Below are 17,534 nucleotides of genomic sequence, written 5' to 3'. Positions count from 1 at the left end.
TCACAAAAAGAAAAGAAAGATACCAGTAAGCCCGTAATTTTCTTTTTTCTTTCCTTGATAGACTGAATGTAGCAAGAATCGAAAAGTGGAAGGAAGAAAAATATGAAAAAAATCGCCATTATTTTTGGAGGCAATTCATCGGAATACACCGTTTCTTTAGCCTCAGCAACTAGCGCAATCGAAGCACTCCAATCATCTCCCTATGATTACGACCTCTCTTTGATCGGGATCGCCCCAGATGCTATGGATTGGTATTTGTACACAGGAGAACTGGAAAACATCCGACAAGACACATGGTTGTTGGATACGAAACATACACAGAAAATCCAGCCACTTTTTGAAGAAAACGGCTTTTGGCTAAGTGAAGCGCAGCAAACGTTGGTACCTGATGTTTTATTTCCCATTATGCATGGCAAATACGGGGAAGATGGCAGTATCCAAGGATTGTTTGAATTGATGAAGCTACCTTATGTAGGCTGCGGGGTGGCAGCCTCTGCCTTATGTATGAACAAATGGCTGCTGCATCAAGCTGCAGCAGCGATTGGCGTACAAAGCGCCCCTACGATTCTCTTGACAAATCAAGACAACCAACAGCAACAAATCGAAGCCTTCATCCAGACCCATGGCTTTCCAGTTTTCTTTAAGCCTAATGAAGCGGGCTCCTCAAAAGGGATCACAAAAGTGACTTGTGTCGAAGAAATTGCTCCTGCCTTGAAGGAAGCCTTCGCTTATTGTTCAGCAGTGCTCTTACAAAAAAATATCGCTGGCGTTGAGATTGGTTGCGGTATCTTAGGCAACGACTCTTTGACTGTCGGTGCTTGTGACGCTATTTCATTAGTAGACGGCTTTTTCGATTTTGAAGAAAAGTACCAGTTGATTAGCGCCAAGATCACCGTTCCTGCACCATTGCCTGAAACGATTGAAACCAAGGTCAAAGAACAAGCTCAGCTGCTCTATCACAGTCTTGGTCTTAAAGGACTTGCTCGCATCGACTGTTTTGTCACGGATCAAGGAGAACTATACTTGAATGAAATCAATACTATGCCGGGCTTTACGAGTCACTCCCGCTATCCTGCCATGATGGCAGCAATCGGCTTATCCTATCAAGAACTACTACAAAAACTGCTTGTCTTAGCAAAGGAGGAAGGCAAATGAATCCCTATCTACAGTTAGTTAGCAAAGAGTTTCCATTAGAAAAAAACCAAGAGCCGCCCCACCTCGTCCTTGCTGCTTTTAGTGAAGAAGAAGTTTACTTGCAGCCTGAAGCAGCCAAACAATGGGAACGCCTCGTCAAAGCCTTAAAACTTGAAAACGAGATCTGTTTATTAGATGGCTATCGAACCGAAAAGCAGCAACGGCATTTATGGGAATATTCCTTAAAAGAAAATGGATTAGCCTATACGAAACAATTTGTGGCGTTGCCCGGCTGCAGCGAGCATCAGTTAGGCTTAGCGATCGATGTTGGTTTAAAAGGCCAGCAAGGTGATTTGATCTGCCCACGGTTTCGTGACAGCGCAGCGGCGGATTTATTTACACAGGAAATGATGAACTACGGATTTATTTTACGCTATCCCGCAGACAAACAGGAGATTACAGGGATTGGCTATGAACCATGGCATTTTCGTTATGTCGGTCTGCCTCATAGTCAAATCATCGCCAGTCAACAGTGGACATTGGAAGAATACTATCAATATCTTGAACAAACCGCGAGGCAGTTCGCATGAAGAAGAATCAAGGAATTGAGCAGTTTCGGGTGATTTTAGCGATGATGGTGGTCGCGATCCACTGTCTGCCCCTTCATCGATTGTGGCCCGATGGTGATATCCTGATCACATTGACTCTTTTCAGAATCGCCGTCCCCTTCTTTTTTATGATCAGCGGGTATTATGTGTTCAGTGATTTAGCCACCCAAAACAGCTATCCTGCCAGACAACGTATCTGGTTATTTATCAAAAAACAGCTGCAAGTCTATCTCATTGCCACACTGCTCTTTTTGCCGCTTGCTTGGTACAGCGGCATACTAGGATTGAACATGCCACTAGGCACTTTTATTCAAACTTTGCTAGTCAACGGCATTCTTTACCATCTTTGGTATTTTCCTGCGATCATTACCGGCGGTCTACTAGTGATGGGCCTCTTGACACGTCTTTCTTTCAAGCAGGTGTTTTTCATTGCTGTCGGTTTGTATGTGGTTGGTTTAGGTGGGGACAGTTGGTCTGGCCTGGCTGCACAAACACCCATCACGCCACTCTATTCACTGATTTTCCAACTATTGGATGGAACTCGCAACGGCATTTTTTTTGCTCCCTTATTTTTGATCTTAGGGGTACTAGCCAGAAGATTTGCCATAAAACCTGCTTCTCCCCATCGCTATAGTTATCTGATGATTAGTCTTATTTGCTTGCTTTTGGAAAGTTATCTCTTGCATCACTTTACTACACCTAAACATGACAGCATGTATATCTTTTTGCCCTTCGTTCTCTTGTTTTTATTTCCGATCATTCAGCAATGGCAAGCACCCATGATCTGGAAACAAGCGGGTCGTCTGTCCCTTTGGCTCTATTTGCTCCATCCTTATACCATTGCAGTAACCCATTTTCTTAGTCAGAAGCTGCCCTTGCTGCAAAACAATCTGATCAATTTCTTCGTGGTCTTAGGGCTGACCATCGGGTTGATTTATGGTCTCTTTGCTTTGCAAAAGCTGTTCCCGTTTCCGAAAAAAACGCCGCTCCACTTGCAACGGGCAACCAAAGAATTTTCAGCCCCCGCCCTGTTGCACAACTTGCAGGAAATCAAGCGATTGATCCCCGCAAAAACAAAAGTGATGGCGGTGGTTAAAGCGGATGCTTATGGTTGTGATGCGAAGACGGTCGCCAGTACCCTAGAAAGAGCCGGCGTCGATTTTTTTGCTGTTGCCACCATAGAAGAAGCCATCGAATTAAGGCGAGCTGGCATTAAAAGTCGCTTACTGATTTTAGGGTACACTTCTGCCCAACGTGCCAAAGAGCTGAACCGATATTCCTTAATTCAAACTATCGTCAGTGAAGCGCATGGACAAGCGTTAGCCCGAACAGGCATTCCAATCGAATGCCATTTAGCGGTAGATACCGGCATGCATCGTCTAGGCGTTGCCCCTGACCTTGAAACAGTTAGAAGGCTTTATGCCTTGCCATCCCTCAAGATCACAGGCATTTTTTCCCACCTAGGCTCTTCAGATCAGCTAGATACGGCAAGTATCTTACGGACGCAAGCCCAAATCATTTGTTTTGATGATCTATTGGCTGGCTTATCCGCTAGAAATATCGCCTATGGTCTGACGCATCTGCAAAGCAGCTACGGCATTTTGAATTATCCAGAGAAACACTATGATTATGTGCGCCCGGGTATTCTTTTAACTGGTTCCCTGAGTGTCCCGAATGAACCAACAAAACAGAAGATAAACGTACAGCCGATTCTGACCCTAAAAGCCTTACTAGTGGACAAAAAAACAGTCGCCGCTGGTGAAGCGATCGGCTATGGACTAGCCACTGTTTTTGATCGACCTACCACGATTGGGATCGTTAGTATCGGCTACTGTGACGGAGTCCCCCGTGCCCTATCAAATCAAGGATTCCAATTGTCTTATCAAGGGGTTTTACTCCCGCAGGTTGGGTTGATTTGTATGGATATGCTCTTGATCGATTTAACGGACTATCCAGAACTGGCGGTCGAAAGTTGGTTAGAAGTAATCAGCGATTGGACGAATACAGCTGATCAAGCACAAACCATTCCCAATGAATTGATCAGTCGACTAGGTTCCCGCGTCCCTTCAATGTCAAAGTAGAAAACGAATGCATTCGCTTACCGATTACGGTATGATGTGGGTAGAGTAAATGGTAGTTTAAATGAAAAAAGATCGTAGATAGTTGGAGTGAATCAAGGATGGCAGAAAAAATAATTGTTGTTGATGATGAAAAAGAAATCGCCGAGTTAGTCACGACGTTTCTAAGGAATGAAGGCTTTCAAGTGGAACCTTTTTATGATGGAACGAGTGCTTTGGCTTATCTCGAAAAAGAAACAGTCGATGTGGCAGTTTTAGATGTGATGCTGCCGGATATCGACGGCTTTCAGCTGTTACAGACCATTCGCAAAACCCACTTTTTTCCAGTACTGATGCTCACTGCCAAAGGAGAAGATCTGGATAAAATTACCGGTCTAAGTCTAGGTGCAGATGATTATGTGACGAAACCCTTCAATCCATTAGAAGTTGTTGCTCGGGTCAAAACGCAACTACGGCGATACCAACGATACAATCAGTCAGCTGTTCCGCAGAAGATTGAAGAATACGAAAAGGAAGGCTTACTGTTGAAAATCAACAGTCACCAATGTTTTCTTTATGGCAAAGAGGTTTTCTTGACCCCCATCGAATTTAAAATCCTGCTTTACTTATTTGAACACCAAGGATCGGTCGTTGCCTCGGAAACTCTTTTTGAAGCAGTCTGGAAAGAAAAATATTTAGATAACAATAACACAGTGATGGCACATATTGCCCGTCTGCGGGAAAAGCTAAACGAACAACCCCGCAAACCGAAATTAATCAAAACTGTATGGGGGGTCGGCTATATCATTGAAAAATAGAAGTCCATTGATCCGGAAACTTTTGACTCAATACTTTATCACCACAGGTGTTTTAATGCTCCTTTTGATTCTGATCCCTTTAACTGTTCGCTTTGTAGCAGGATTGAGGGTTTGGTACGGCTATGAGCCCATTTATCAAATATTAAGGCTTTTTGCTGATTATTGGCTCGTCTGTCTAGCGATCGGTGCCTTGCTGATTTGGGTGAGCACAACGATTTATTATATGAGTAAAGCCATCAGCTATTTGAATGAAACGATTCAAGCCACGAATCAATTGATTGCTGAACCTACGAAGCGAATCGTTCTTTCCAGCAATCTGATCGACGTGCAAGAAGAAATGAACCAGTTGCGGGAAAAAAATCTACAGGATCAACGAGCTGCCAAAGAAGCAGAGCAGCGGAAAAATGATTTGATCGTCTATCTCGCACATGATTTACGCACACCTTTGACCAGTGTGATCGGCTATTTGACACTTCTAGAAGAAGAACCGCAGCTTTCTTCCGAACTACGCGCACGCTATACCAAGATCGCCTTGCAAAAAGCCCAGCGGCTAGAATTATTGATCAGCGAATTTTTCGAAATCACTCGTTTTAATCTTACAACGATCGCCTTACAGACCGAAACCACGGATCTTAGCTTGATGCTAGAACAGTTGACGTTCGAATTTTTACCGCTGCTAGAAGAAAAGAACCTTCATTGGCAACTGCAGCTACAGAAAAAAGTCTATGCGACTGTCGATACAGAGAAGATGGAACGCGTCTTTGATAACTTGATTCGCAATGCCATCAATTATAGTTATGCCGATTCCCCCTTGCATTTAGCCATCAGTGCCTCTGATGATATCCTGATTCGTTTGACCAATCATGGAAAAACGATCCCTGCTGAAAAGATTGGCTTGATTTTTGAGCCTTTTTACCGCATGGACGCTTCCCGAGCAACGGCGACGGGTGGGACCGGTCTGGGGCTGCCGATCGCCAAAGAAATCGTTGAGGCATTAGGTGGAAAAATCTGGGCGGAAAGCCGTGACGAAACCATCGTCTTTTCGATTCGTTTACCAAAGGCAGCAATGGAAAAAAATGAACAGCGATCAAAGCCCCATCCATCTGAACCAACTGCTTAACAGGCAAACAACCTGAGCATTTCGCTGTTCCCCTTCTAATTCAGAAGGAGGAAGAGCTGCTCAGGTTGTTTTTTATTGATTGCTTATTGATACACCAATGATCGTAACGCTTGATCGACTTTTTCTGCCGCTAAGCGTCCTTCACGAATCCCCCAGATGACTAAACTCGGTCCTCTTTTAGCATCTCCTGCGACTAACACTCGTTCATTGTTCGTCGTGTAATCATCGTACACTTCTCGCACACCAAAGGCATCGAAGAGTTGGGTCTCTGCACCAACAAAGCCCATTGCCAACAAAACCAAATCCGCCTTGATCACTTGCTCTGTGCCAGGGATCGGCTGAAACTGTTGATCTACTGAGACCGTTTCGATGGCGATCAACTGGCCGCGTTCGGCGCCGATAAAGGCTGTTGTGGACACCCCATGATACGTCACTTGTGTTTGCAGGACTTCAGCCGCTTCTTCTTGCCCATATCCTGTGCGGGCTGTCATTGGGTATTCAGGCCAAGGATTGCTGTCGGTACGTGTCAATGGCAGTTGGGGCGTGATCTCCAATTGACGCACAGAAGCGGCTCCTTGCCGAATCGCTGAACCAATACAGTCATTTCCAGTGTCGCCGCCGCCAATCACGACGACGTGCTTGCCAGCAAGTTTTTTACTTGTTGCCGCTTTGCCATGCTTTAAGACATCTTTGGTTGCTTCCGTCAGGTAATCGACTGCAAATTGCACCCCAGTCAATTCACGACCTGGAATCTTCAAGTCACGAGGAACACTAGCTCCTGTTGCCAAAATGACCCGATCATACTGAGCGGACAACTCTTCTGCTGACAAGTCACGACCGATCTCCGTATTAGCGACAAAGGTCACGCCTAGCTCTGCCATCAAGTCAATACGTCGCTGCACAACATCTTTATCTAATTTCATATTTGGAATACCATACATCAGTAAACCGCCAAAGCGATCACTGCGTTCATAGACCGTCACTTGATGTCCTAGTTGATTCAAGCGCCAAGCAGCAGATAAACCAGCCGGTCCGCTACCAACGATTGCCACCTTGAAACCAGTCGCTTCTTGAGGCAACCCGGAGGCTTTGACCCAATCGTTTTCAAAAGCAGTATCGATAATAAAGCGTTCATTGTCGTGGATCGTGACACCTGAGCCATTCAGTGCCTCGGTACAGCCTTTTTCACATGGAGCTGGACAAACACGTCCAGTCATTTCCGGTAATGGATTGGTTTTGGCAAGACGCTCAAAGGCGGCTTGGAAACGCCCTTGATAAACCAGATCATTCCATTCAGGAATCAGGTTGTCATTGGGACAACCTGAAACCGCCCGTTGACCGCCGTAAAAAGAACCCGTATGACAAAATGGGATCCCGCAATTCATACAGCGTGCCGCTTGCTCTTGACGCTCATTTTCAGGCAATGGCGTCTGTAATTCTTGCCAGTCTTCGATACGTTCTGAAACCGGTCGGGTAGGATTTTCTACTCTTGGGTACTTTAAAAAACCAAATGGATCTGCCATATTAGTCACGCTCCTTTCCTGGGATGGTCAATTGTGGACCGACGACAGCTTCGAAGGCTTTCGTCACAAGTTCCTCCCCGATAAATCCTTGCTCAGCCAAGGTCTCCGTCGCTTGGATCATCTGATGGTATTCTGTCGGATAGACTTTGATGAAATGTTGTTGCTGATTTTCCCAATCTTCTAAAATCTCAGCCGCCTTCAATGAATCCGTATAGGCAAAATGCTGCTGGATCATCTCCTTCAACTGGTGGTCATCACCGCTTTCACCAATCCGGTACAAATCAACCATTTCCCGATTGCATTTATCAGCAAAGGTTTGATCGGGATCGTAAACATACGCCACGCCACCGGACATTCCAGCACCGAAGTTGCGACCGGTTTTTCCTAAAATCACCACGACACCGCCAGTCATGTACTCACAGCCATGGTCACCAACGCCTTCGACAACGACTTTGGCTCCACTGTTACGGACACAAAAGCGTTCGCCAGCAATGCCGCGGAAATAGCCTTCACCACGATTCGCCCCGAAACAAGCAACATTACCGACAATCGGTGAATGCTCTGCATCGTAAGCAGCATCTTCAGGCGGCACAATGATCAAACGGGCACCACTCAATCCTTTGGCTACATAATCGTTGGCCTCGCCAATCAGTTTCAACTGGATGCCCTGGGTGGCAAACGCCCCAAAACTTTGACCAGCAATGCCGCGGTACGTAAACTGCAACAAGCCTGGTGTTACTTCGTAATTGCCAAAGCGTTCTGCGATCCAGCCCCCTAAACGAGCGCCGACTGAACGTTGAACATTATTGATCGTATGATTCATAACGATTTCTTGATTATTGTCGATGGCTGCTTGGGCAAAAGCGTCTAATTCTGGCCATTGTCGTTTCTCAAGGAATGGGTCCTTCACTTTGCGTTCGATCGGGATCGTCGTTCCAATCATTCTAGAAAAGTCTAATGATTTTGCTTTGCCTTTGGCAACGAAGCGTGGTGTCAACAATTCCGCGTGTCCTACCATCTCATCAATCGTGCGAAACCCTAGCTCGGCCATCGTTTCCCGTAAATCTTCTGCTAAAAAGTACATCGTATTGATGATGTGCTCAGGTTTCCCTGCGAAAAATTTGCGTAACGCTGGGTTCTGTGTAGCAATGCCGACAGGACATGTATTGATACTGCAAACTCGCATCATGACACAACCAATCGCAACTAGCGCTAAAGAGGCAAAGCTATATTCTTCTGCTCCTAAAAGAGCAGCAATGGCGATGTCACGCCCCGTCATCAATTTTCCATCGGTCTCTAAGGTCATTCGCTGCCGCAAATGATTCATAGCTAACGTTTGATGGGCTTCTGCAAGCCCCATCTCCCAAGGCAAGCCAGCATCCCGAATCGAATTTATCGGAGAAGCACCGGTCCCACCGTCATAGCCTGAGATCACGACTACGTCTGCGCCGGCTTTGACGACACCGGTAGCGATCGTACCCACGCCCGTACTAGAAACCAATTTGACATTGATCCGTGCATAGGGATTGATTGCCTTTAAGTCATAGATCAGCTGGGCTAAGTCTTCAATCGAATAAATGTCGTGATGTGGTGGCGGCGAAATCAATCGGACCCCAGGTGTTGAGCCACGAATCTCAGCGACCCACGGGAAGACTTTGTTGCCTGGCAATTGCCCCCCTTCACCAGGTTTCGCCCCTTGGGCCATTTTGATCTGGAGTTCGTCCGCACTCATTAAATATTCGGCGTTGACACCAAAACGGCCAGAAGCTACTTGTTTGATGCGACTATTATAATTAATGCCCTTCACTGGTTTGAAACGATTTCGGTTTTCTCCACCTTCTCCACTGTTGGATTTTGCCCCGATCGTATTCATTCCTTCAGCAATACAGCGATGTGCCTCTTCACTTAGAGAGCCGTAAGACATCGCACCGACTTTAAATCGTTTGACGATCGTTTCAACTGGCTCCACCTCAGCTAATGGAATACTGCGTCTTGTGTTCGCAAAAGTCCACATAGAACGGAGGGTCGTTGGATTCTCTAACGCGTCTTGGTTCATCTCCGCCGCATATTCTTTATAAAGCGCATAGCTGCCGGTACGAACAGCTTTTTGAAATCCATAGATTGTTTTTGGATTGAACAGATGATGTTCCCCGTCAGCTTTGTATTGGAAACTACCACCCGAATCAAGATAATCCACGCGTTTCTCGCCATACGCCGCTTCATAACGCGTTAAGTATTCTTGCTCGATTTGCGCTAATGAAAGTCCACCGATACGAGTAACCGTGCCGGTAAAGTATTCGGAGATAACTTTCTCAGAGATACCAACAGCTTCAAACAATTGCGCCCCATGGTAACCGGCAATCGTTGAAATCCCCATCCGTGACATAATTTTGACAATACCTTTCTCACAAGCTTTGCGGTAACTTTCAATCTTTTCTGAAAGCTCAAAATGCGCCAATGTCTGGTAAGCCCCATAAGGGTGGACCCCACTTGCTCCGTAGCCGACTAACATGGCATAATGATGGACCTCACAGACTTCCGCAGTATCCGCAACGATCGATGCCAAGGAACGTTTGCCTTTTCGCACCAAGTAATTGTGCAGGCCTGATACTGCCAAAAGGATCGGAATTGCTAATTTTCCTTCTTGCGGCTGAATGACTTCCCGATCAGTTAAAATAACGATCGTTGCCCCAGAATCAATTTTTTGTTCCGTTTCTTTAAAAAGCGCTTCTAACGCTTGCTGCAATGCTGCTCCATTTTCTGGTACATAATCATAGAGAATCGACTGTAAAGCCGCTTTTTGACCATTTTGATCTAACTGTTTGATTTTTTCATATTCACTCGTTTTTAACACCGGACTAGCAATCTTCAGCTTATTACAATTGATTCGAATATCCTTTGAAACATCCCCATCTCGACCTAAAAACAGCTCGGTACCGATCACCAATTTTTCGCGAATCGCATCGATTGGCGGATTGGTCACTTGGGCGAATTGTTGCTTGAAGTACGTAAACAAGGATTGGGGACGTTCGCTCAAAATAGCTAAGGGTGAATCAAACCCCATGGAGATCACTGGTTCTTCTCCCGTTTGAGCCATTGGTAAAATCAACGTGCGAATGATCTCATCCGTGTAACCATTTCGTTTCCAAAGGGTCTGGATCGCATCATCTGCTGTTTCCTCCTGCTTCTCAGTCTCAGGAAGCAGCTCTGGTGTCAATAAGTGATCCGCTAGCCACTCCTGGTAAGGATGGGCATTCGCATAATGCGCTTTGATTTCTTGATTGCGTAAGATCACCCCTTTTTTGGTATCCACCAAAAACATATTTGCTGGTCCAAGCACCCCTTTTTCAATCACTTCCGATGCTGGAAGATCCACAACGCCTGACTCAGATGCCACGACCACAAAACCAGTTTTCGTGATCGAGTAGCGAGATGGCCGTAACCCATTTCGATCGAGTGCAGCCCCTACCAAATCCCCATCTGTAAAACATAAAGCTGCCGGTCCATCCCAAGGAGCCATAAAGCTTGCGTTGTACTCATTAAAAGCCGTCAGCTCCGGTGACAATCCAGCTTCTTTGGACCACGCTTCTGGCACCATCATCAACAGTGCTTGAGGAATATCTCGCCCTTGACGGTACAAATATTCCATACAATTTTCTAGTTTCGCCGAATCAGAATTTTCATCATCATAGACTTCGATTTGATGTCCATGCATCCAATTTTCTGCCCCGCGTAACGTGTTGATTTCGCCATTATGGGCTAAGAAACGAAAAGGTTGCGCCCGACTCCAGCTTGGAAAGGTATTCGTTGAAAAGCGAGAATGGGTCAAAGCAATACTCGAAGTCATTTCTGCACTTTGAAGATCTTTGAAAAATAAGCCAACTTGATAGGCATGCAGCATTCCTTTATAAACAACTGTCTTACTGGACAAGCTGCAGATAGACAACTCATCGGTATGATACGTTTTTTCCAGTTTACGTCGTAGCCGGTAAAGCTGATCTTCAAAGAGACGGCCAGCAGCTACATCGACAGGTTTTTCAATAAAGATTTGCACAAATGAGGGCATGACTTTTTGCGCCCCCGGTCCACACTGATAATAATCATAAGGCACATCCCGTTGCCATAAAACGGTAAAACCCATTTGTTGAATATCTTTGACTACTTCTTCTTGGACCTGTGCTGCTCGGAGCTTTTCTTTCGGTAAAAAAAACATCCCAACAGCATAGGCGCCTTTTTCAGGCAATGAGATTTCGGCCTCTTTTGCTCGCTGTTGAAAAAATGGGTCAGGCATCGCCATCAAAATTCCAGCTCCGTCACCTGTGTCAGGTTCAGCGCCAGTTCCCCCTCGGTGGTTCATCCGTTCTAACATTGTTAAGGCATTTTGCACAAGTTCTCGGGAATAGCGACCATCTTTTTGTGCAATAAACCCCATCCCACAAGCATCTTTTTCAAAAGCGGCATCGTACATCGTTTGGTTCGTTTTCCTCATCATCTCTAAATCACTCATGGAATCACACTTTCTTTCAATATTCTGAATATTCCGATTTTTAACAGTTTACAACCTGTTTTTCTATCTGGCAAGTTTTTTTTACTTGATCCGAGCTCGTTGGTTTCTTCTGTTGACAGTGAAATACTCTATCTCGAACAAACAATTGCCTACAGACCTTAAGGAAGAAACTTCGTCTAGTAAGGTTTTTTTATTATACAATAAACTGTCGAAAAATTATTGCAAACAAATGAGAATCGTTATCAATTGCCACCTATTTTCTCATATTCATGTCAGAAACGTGCGTTTTTCTCCCATTCTCAAGGAATAAGAATGAGCAAGCGCAAAAAAGATGACCCGCAATGGGGTCATCTTTTTTCGTTCTTTTATTTTTCAAAGCCTTCTGCAACTGCTTCGGGATAGTTTTCTTTGACGATGGTTGCACAATGCCCACAAAGTGTTGGCAGTTGCTCTTCTACACCAACATCTACCCGGACTTGGCGACAACGTTCACATACTTCACCTTCGGCTTTTTCAACTAAGATCGCCACATCCTCAAATTGATATGCCATTTCAGGAGCTGCTTCACCGGCTTCTTTGATCGTTAAGAAATCTGGTGAAATGATCAGCAGTTGTGCAATATCTGAATCGATAGCTTTTAGCAATGCCGCAACTGGCTCAGTTGGATAAACAGTGACTTTCGCTTCAAAGGACTTTCCGATCAATTTTGCATTACGCGCTTCTTCTAATGCTTTTAAGACATTGTCACGGAAATCAAGGAAGGCCCGCCAAAGATCGAGCAGTTCTTCTTGGTTAGCAAATGTATCATAGCCAGGGAACTCCGCTAACTGTACGTATTCCTCTTCTTCTTTCAAGTGTGACCAGATTTCTTCTGCGGTATGCGGAATGATCGGTGTCAATAATTTCGTCAATGCAACCGCTGTTTGATAAAAGACAGTTTGCATAGCACGGCGTTGGAAATCATTTTCAGCTTCGATATAAACGACATCTTTTGCAAAATCCAAATAGAAGGAAGACATATCGACTGTCAAGAAGTTGATGACTGTCCGGTAAATATGCAAGAAGTTATATTTTTCATAGCCATCTTCCCGAATCGTTTTGATCGTTTGATTCAAACGAACCATCATGTATTTATCGACAGAACGCAAGTTTTCAAAAGGTACGCTGTCTTTTGCTGGATCAAAATCACTCGTGTTCGCTAATAAGAAACGCATGGTATTGCGAATCTTCCGATAGACTTCTGACACTTGATTCAAGATATCCATAGACACTCGGACATCCGCTTCGTAGTCAACACTGCTGACCCAAAGTCGCAAAATATCCGCACCCATTTGATTGATCACTTTTTCTGGTGCAATGGTATTACCAAGAGATTTACTCATCTTGCGACCTTCGCCATCTAAGGTGAAACCTTGAGACAAGACGGCTTTATATGGTGCGACTTCATTGATCGCAACACTAGTCGTGATACTTGAGTTGAACCACCCACGATATTGGTCAGAACCTTCCAAGTACATGTCAGCTGGGAACGTCAATTCTGGACGTTGACGTAACACGGCTTCGTGAGAAGAACCTGAATCAAACCAAACATCCATGATGTCAGTCTCTTTCGAGAATTTGCCATTTGGTGAGCCCGGATGCGTGAAGCCAGCTGGCAGTAATTCTTCTGCTTCTTTTTCAAACCAAATCGTTGAACCATGTTCAGCAAACAAGTTTGCCACATGCTCGATCGTTTCAGGCGTAATGATGGCTTCGCCGTTTTCTGCATAAAAGATTGGCAACGGAACGCCCCACGCACGTTGACGAGAGATCACCCAGTCGCCGCGGTCGCGAATCATATTGTATAAACGAGTTTTGCCCCATGGAATGATCCAATCTACTTTTTCGATTTCATCCAAAATATTTTGACGGAACTTATCAATAGACGCAAACCATTGTGGTGTTGCCCGATAGATGACTGGTTTTTTCGTCCGCCAATCATGTGGATAGCTGTGAGTAAAGAAGTTTAGTTTTAGTAGGGCTCCTTTTTCTTCTAAAAGCTCAGTGATCATTGGATTGGCTTTGTCATAAAAGACCCCTTCAAATCCTGGTGCTTCTTCTGTGAAGACCCCACGGCTATCGACTGGTGATAAGACATCTAGACCATATTTTTTGCTGACGATGTAGTCATCTTCCCCGTGTCCTGGTGCAGTGTGGACCAAACCAGTACCGGCATCCAATGTCACATGGTCCCCTAACATCAATAGAGACGTACGATCATAAAAAGGATGTTTTGCCGTCATTTTTTCCAATTGATCGCCAGCCAATTCTTGTAATACTTCGACAGATTCCCAACCGATCTCATTCGTCACGGTTTCTAATAAATCTTTTGCCACGACGAATTTGCGGCCATCGGCCAAGATTTGAACATAGGCAAAGGTTGGATTCACAGAGATTCCTAGATTCGCTGGTAAGGTCCATGGCGTCGTCGTCCAGATAACAAAAGATGTATCTGAATCAAGCAAATCTTTGCCATCTGCTACTGGGAAAGCCACATAGATCGATGGTGATTTCACATCTTTGTATTCGATCTCAGCTTCTGCTAATGATGATTCACTAGATGGTGACCAGTAAATTGGTTTCAATCCTTTATAGATGTAGCCTTTTTCTGCCATTTTTCCGAACACGCGGATTTCTGCTGCTTCATAGTCTGGTGTCAATGTGATATATGGATGATCCCAGTCACCAGAAACGCCTAAACGTTTGAAATCAGCTCTTTGTGTATCCACTTGTGTCAAAGCATATTCTTCACATTTTTTCCGATATTCTGCCAAGCTCATTTCTTTGCGCTTGATCCCTTTATTGGTCAGTACTTGTTCGATCGGCAAACCATGAGTATCCCAACCAGGTACATAAGGTGAACGGAAACCTGACATCGATTTGGAACGTACGATGATGTCTTTACTGATTTTGTTCAATGAGTGTCCAATATGGATGTTTCCATTCGCGTAGGGAGGGCCATCGTGTAAGACAAAGGTTGGCTTGCCTTCATTTAATTCTTGACGACGTTGATACAATTGATTTTCTTCCCATTCTTTTTGCCAATCCACTTCGCGGTTCGGCAAGTTGCCTCGCATTGGAAAAGCGGTTTTTCCAAGATGCAGTGTTTCTTTCATTTTCATTCTTGTTTCGCTCCTTTTCGTCTCTCAACGTTTTGGTATAGTTTCAAAATCCATCGACTCGATCAACCGATTGCTTCTATTGAACCTGTCAAATGGATTGGTTGCCATAAACTCAATGCATTTAGGATTCACTGATTGTTAACAGTTGATCAGCGTGATTCCTAATTTGGTTACTACGCTCCCTACGGTCGCCTAGTACTGTTCATCATCTATTCTGTCTTCCTTCGTAAGCCAATCATAGTGATTCTTAGTACGGTTACTACGCTCCCTATGGTCGCCTAGTACTGTTCATCATCTATTCTGTCTTGCTTCGCAAGCCAATCATAGTGATTCTTAGTACGGTTACTACGCTCCCTATGGTCGCCTAGTACTGTTCATCATCTATTCTGTCTTGCTTCGCAAGCCAATCATAGTGATTCCTAGTATGGTTACTACGCTCCCTATGGTCGCCTAGTACTGTTCATCATCTATTCTGTCTTGCTTCGCAAGCCAATCATAGTGATTCACAGCAAAAAACACGTCCGTCCCTGGTAAGGGACGAACGTGTTCGTGGTACCACCCAAATTTTATTGTCGGTTGACAATTCTTTGATGATCGGTAACGGGATCAGGCGTCGTTCTCTACTCGAGTCTTTGAAAAGTCAGCTCTTTCAAGAACGCAACTCACAGATGATCTGATTTCTTACAGGGTTTTATTTGGCTTCCACTCTCCCAAACTCGCTTGAAAAATATAAGAAATTTTTCTGTTCTGTGTCTTAGTTATTATCTGTCTTGTTCAATTCGTCTAATAAGTTTCTCGCATCATCTAATGTTTTCACTTCAGGGCTTTCACTTACATCAACGATTTTTTCATCTGATTCAACAATGTCCACATCAAATGTTTCCACTGCTTCTGAGTTTACTCCAGAACCATTTTCACTGTCAAGTTCTTTTGACAAAACTTCTCTGATCACTTGGTGGGAATCTTGTACATAGCTTGAAAATGGCGCCAAAATTTCTTCCCACTCAGGACTCTTCACTTGTTCTAATTGCGTTTGCAACATAACTAATAAGTTGTTATGGAAGACTCTGGTTTTCTTCTTCAAGTCATTTGTTTCTGTCGCCAATTGACGGGCATTGTCGGTTGCATCCGTCAAAATCTCTTTGGCTTTTTCTTCCGCTGAGGTCATCAAGGCATGCGCATGTTTTTCTGCAGTAGCAACCATTTCATCCGCACGGTTTTGAGCAGAAGTAACGATTACTTCTGATTCTTTGCTTGCGCTTGTTTTTACTTTATCCGCCGTATCTTGAGCCACGATGATGGATTGATTCAAGGCATCTTTCAATTCATTGAAATATTCAAGTTTTTCTTCGGCGTGTTTCAACGATTTTTCTAACTCACGATTGCGTTGAACGGCTTCTTCATAATCACGAACGATCATATCCAAGAAGTCATCGACTTCATCTTGGTTGTAGCCTCTCATTTTTACTGAAAAGTTTTTATTTTGAATGTCTAATGGAGTTAATGCCATATTCTATACACCTCTTTGATTTATTTACGTAATACACCTAATAACAATCTAACTTTTTCTTTTTTCGTGGTTCCTTCTAACCCCTGTATTTGAATCCGACCAAATCCTCTTACCGAAATGATATCCAGTAAATCCAGAACAAAATCTGGTCGTAATGCTTCTGTCCAGTTTACTTTTACTTTTCCTGATTCGATCAACTGTTTCGAACGCTGGCGTGAGATGTTGTATACGGCAGAGATCACTGTATCAAGACGCAATGAGCTAACCGTTTCTCTTTCCTCGGTCCAGCCATCTTTAGGCACGATCAAATCGGTATATTTTGTTTCTTCCAATCGAACGGATACGTTGCCGATTTTATCCACTTGGAGTTGAATAAAATGACTGACTTCAGTGGCAACGAATACTTGCCATATTTCACCATCGGAAAGAATGTCTCCAAAGTATTCCCTCTTGACTCCAGTCCCCATTAATGTGCCTAAAACTTTTCCATGACTCAACACCGTAAATTTTTTCGGGTATTGAATCGTAAATAAAGTCATGTCAAACTCATCGGTGGTGGGCTCATAGTAATCGGGATAAATCAAACAACGTCGTCTCTCAGCAGCTTCATATCCACCAAAAAAGCGGAAACTTAAATCCGTTGATTGACGAATCAAGCTTTCTAAGATATACGCTTGTCTCGGATCTAAAAAATCAGTCAAGTAAGGCGCATACTGCATTTGCACTTGTTCGATCCATCCTTGAGCGGAATCAATAAAAGGGCGTTCATCGTTTCGAAAATGTTGATAGACATTTGCGTTCACCGATAACCACCCCTTACGTTAAAATAAAATTGATTGTAGGATCAATATCAATGCTTGTGATGCTAGCTGTAAGACAATAATTGCAAATGCAATCGTAAAATCGATACCAGCAAAACTTAATTTCAATCGATCAAATAAACTCAAATACGGTTCACACACTTTTGCTAAGAAACGGCCAAAAGCGGACTGATACCCTCCTGGAAACCAAGACAAAAGTGCATAGATCACTAATAAAATGGTATACAGATAAACAGCATCACTCAGTAATTTAACGAATCTCAAGAATAAAATTG

Annotated in this window: 11 protein-coding genes; 5 read left to right on the top strand and 6 right to left on the bottom strand. The window is 44.1% G+C overall.

Annotated features, from left to right (window positions below; all coding sequences use genetic code 11):
* Nucleotides 1–102: 102 nt before the first annotated feature.
* The 5 genes from vanC to vanS all read left to right on the top strand — a co-directional run bounded on the left by vanC (nt 103) and on the right by vanS (nt 5,737).
* On the top strand, nt 103–1,155 hold the full coding sequence (gene vanC, locus IGJ12_RS04320; protein ID WP_218193176.1) for a D-alanine--D-serine ligase VanC: 1,053 nt from the start codon (nt 103–105) through the stop codon (nt 1,153–1,155).
* On the top strand, nt 1,152–1,724 hold the full coding sequence (vanXY, locus tag IGJ12_RS04315; protein WP_008377360.1) for a D,D-carboxypeptidase/D,D-dipeptidase VanXY: 573 nt from the start codon (nt 1,152–1,154) through the stop codon (nt 1,722–1,724). Before vanC ends, vanXY begins: the two co-directional genes overlap by 4 nt.
* On the top strand, nt 1,721–3,823 hold the full coding sequence (gene vanT, locus IGJ12_RS04310) for a membrane-bound serine racemase VanT (RefSeq protein WP_087664392.1): 2,103 nt from the start codon (nt 1,721–1,723) through the stop codon (nt 3,821–3,823). Before vanXY ends, vanT begins: the two co-directional genes overlap by 4 nt.
* Before the next feature lie 98 nt (nt 3,824–3,921).
* Nucleotides 3,922–4,617: a vancomycin resistance response regulator transcription factor VanR-C gene (gene vanR-C, locus IGJ12_RS04305; protein ID WP_034872470.1), complete on the top strand. Its 696-nt coding sequence runs from the start codon at nt 3,922–3,924 to the stop codon at nt 4,615–4,617.
* On the top strand, nt 4,607–5,737 hold the full coding sequence (vanS, locus tag IGJ12_RS04300) for a vancomycin resistance histidine kinase VanS (RefSeq protein ID WP_034872467.1): 1,131 nt from the start codon (nt 4,607–4,609) through the stop codon (nt 5,735–5,737). Before vanR-C ends, vanS begins: the two co-directional genes overlap by 11 nt.
* A gap of 83 nt (nt 5,738–5,820) precedes the next feature.
* Here the strand turns inward: vanS and IGJ12_RS04295 are convergent, their stop codons facing one another.
* From IGJ12_RS04295 to IGJ12_RS04270, 6 genes are all read right to left on the bottom strand, one after another.
* Nucleotides 5,821–7,260, bottom strand: a complete 1,440-nt coding sequence (locus IGJ12_RS04295) for a glutamate synthase subunit beta (RefSeq protein ID WP_430619388.1) — start codon at nt 7,258–7,260, stop codon at nt 5,821–5,823.
* Between the two features lies 1 nt (nt 7,261).
* Complete coding sequence (gene gltB / locus IGJ12_RS04290) at nt 7,262–11,767, bottom strand: glutamate synthase large subunit (protein WP_430619387.1); 4,506 nt, start codon at nt 11,765–11,767, stop codon at nt 7,262–7,264.
* A 365-nt stretch (nt 11,768–12,132) separates the two neighbouring features.
* The gene (ileS, locus tag IGJ12_RS04285) at nt 12,133–14,928 is read right to left on the bottom strand and encodes an isoleucine--tRNA ligase (protein WP_008377345.1); all 2,796 of its coding nucleotides are present in this window, start codon (nt 14,926–14,928) and stop codon (nt 12,133–12,135) included.
* A gap of 754 nt (nt 14,929–15,682) precedes the next feature.
* Complete coding sequence (locus tag IGJ12_RS04280) at nt 15,683–16,438, bottom strand: DivIVA domain-containing protein (RefSeq protein WP_005237274.1); 756 nt, start codon at nt 16,436–16,438, stop codon at nt 15,683–15,685.
* Nucleotides 16,439–16,458: 20 nt separating this feature from the next.
* Nucleotides 16,459–17,241: an RNA-binding protein gene (locus IGJ12_RS04275; RefSeq protein ID WP_005237275.1), complete on the bottom strand. Its 783-nt coding sequence runs from the start codon at nt 17,239–17,241 to the stop codon at nt 16,459–16,461.
* An 18-nt stretch (nt 17,242–17,259) separates the two neighbouring features.
* Nucleotides 17,260–17,523, bottom strand: a complete 264-nt coding sequence (locus tag IGJ12_RS04270; RefSeq protein WP_005228822.1) for a YggT family protein — start codon at nt 17,521–17,523, stop codon at nt 17,260–17,262.
* Between the last annotated feature and the right edge of the window lie 11 nt (nt 17,524–17,534).

It is taken from the genome of Enterococcus sp. DIV0802b (assembly GCF_050543535.1).
GTDB classification, from domain to species: Bacteria; Bacillota; Bacilli; order Lactobacillales; family Enterococcaceae; genus Enterococcus_D; species Enterococcus_D entomosocium.
This window is presented reverse-complemented; position numbering and strand designations above follow the sequence as displayed.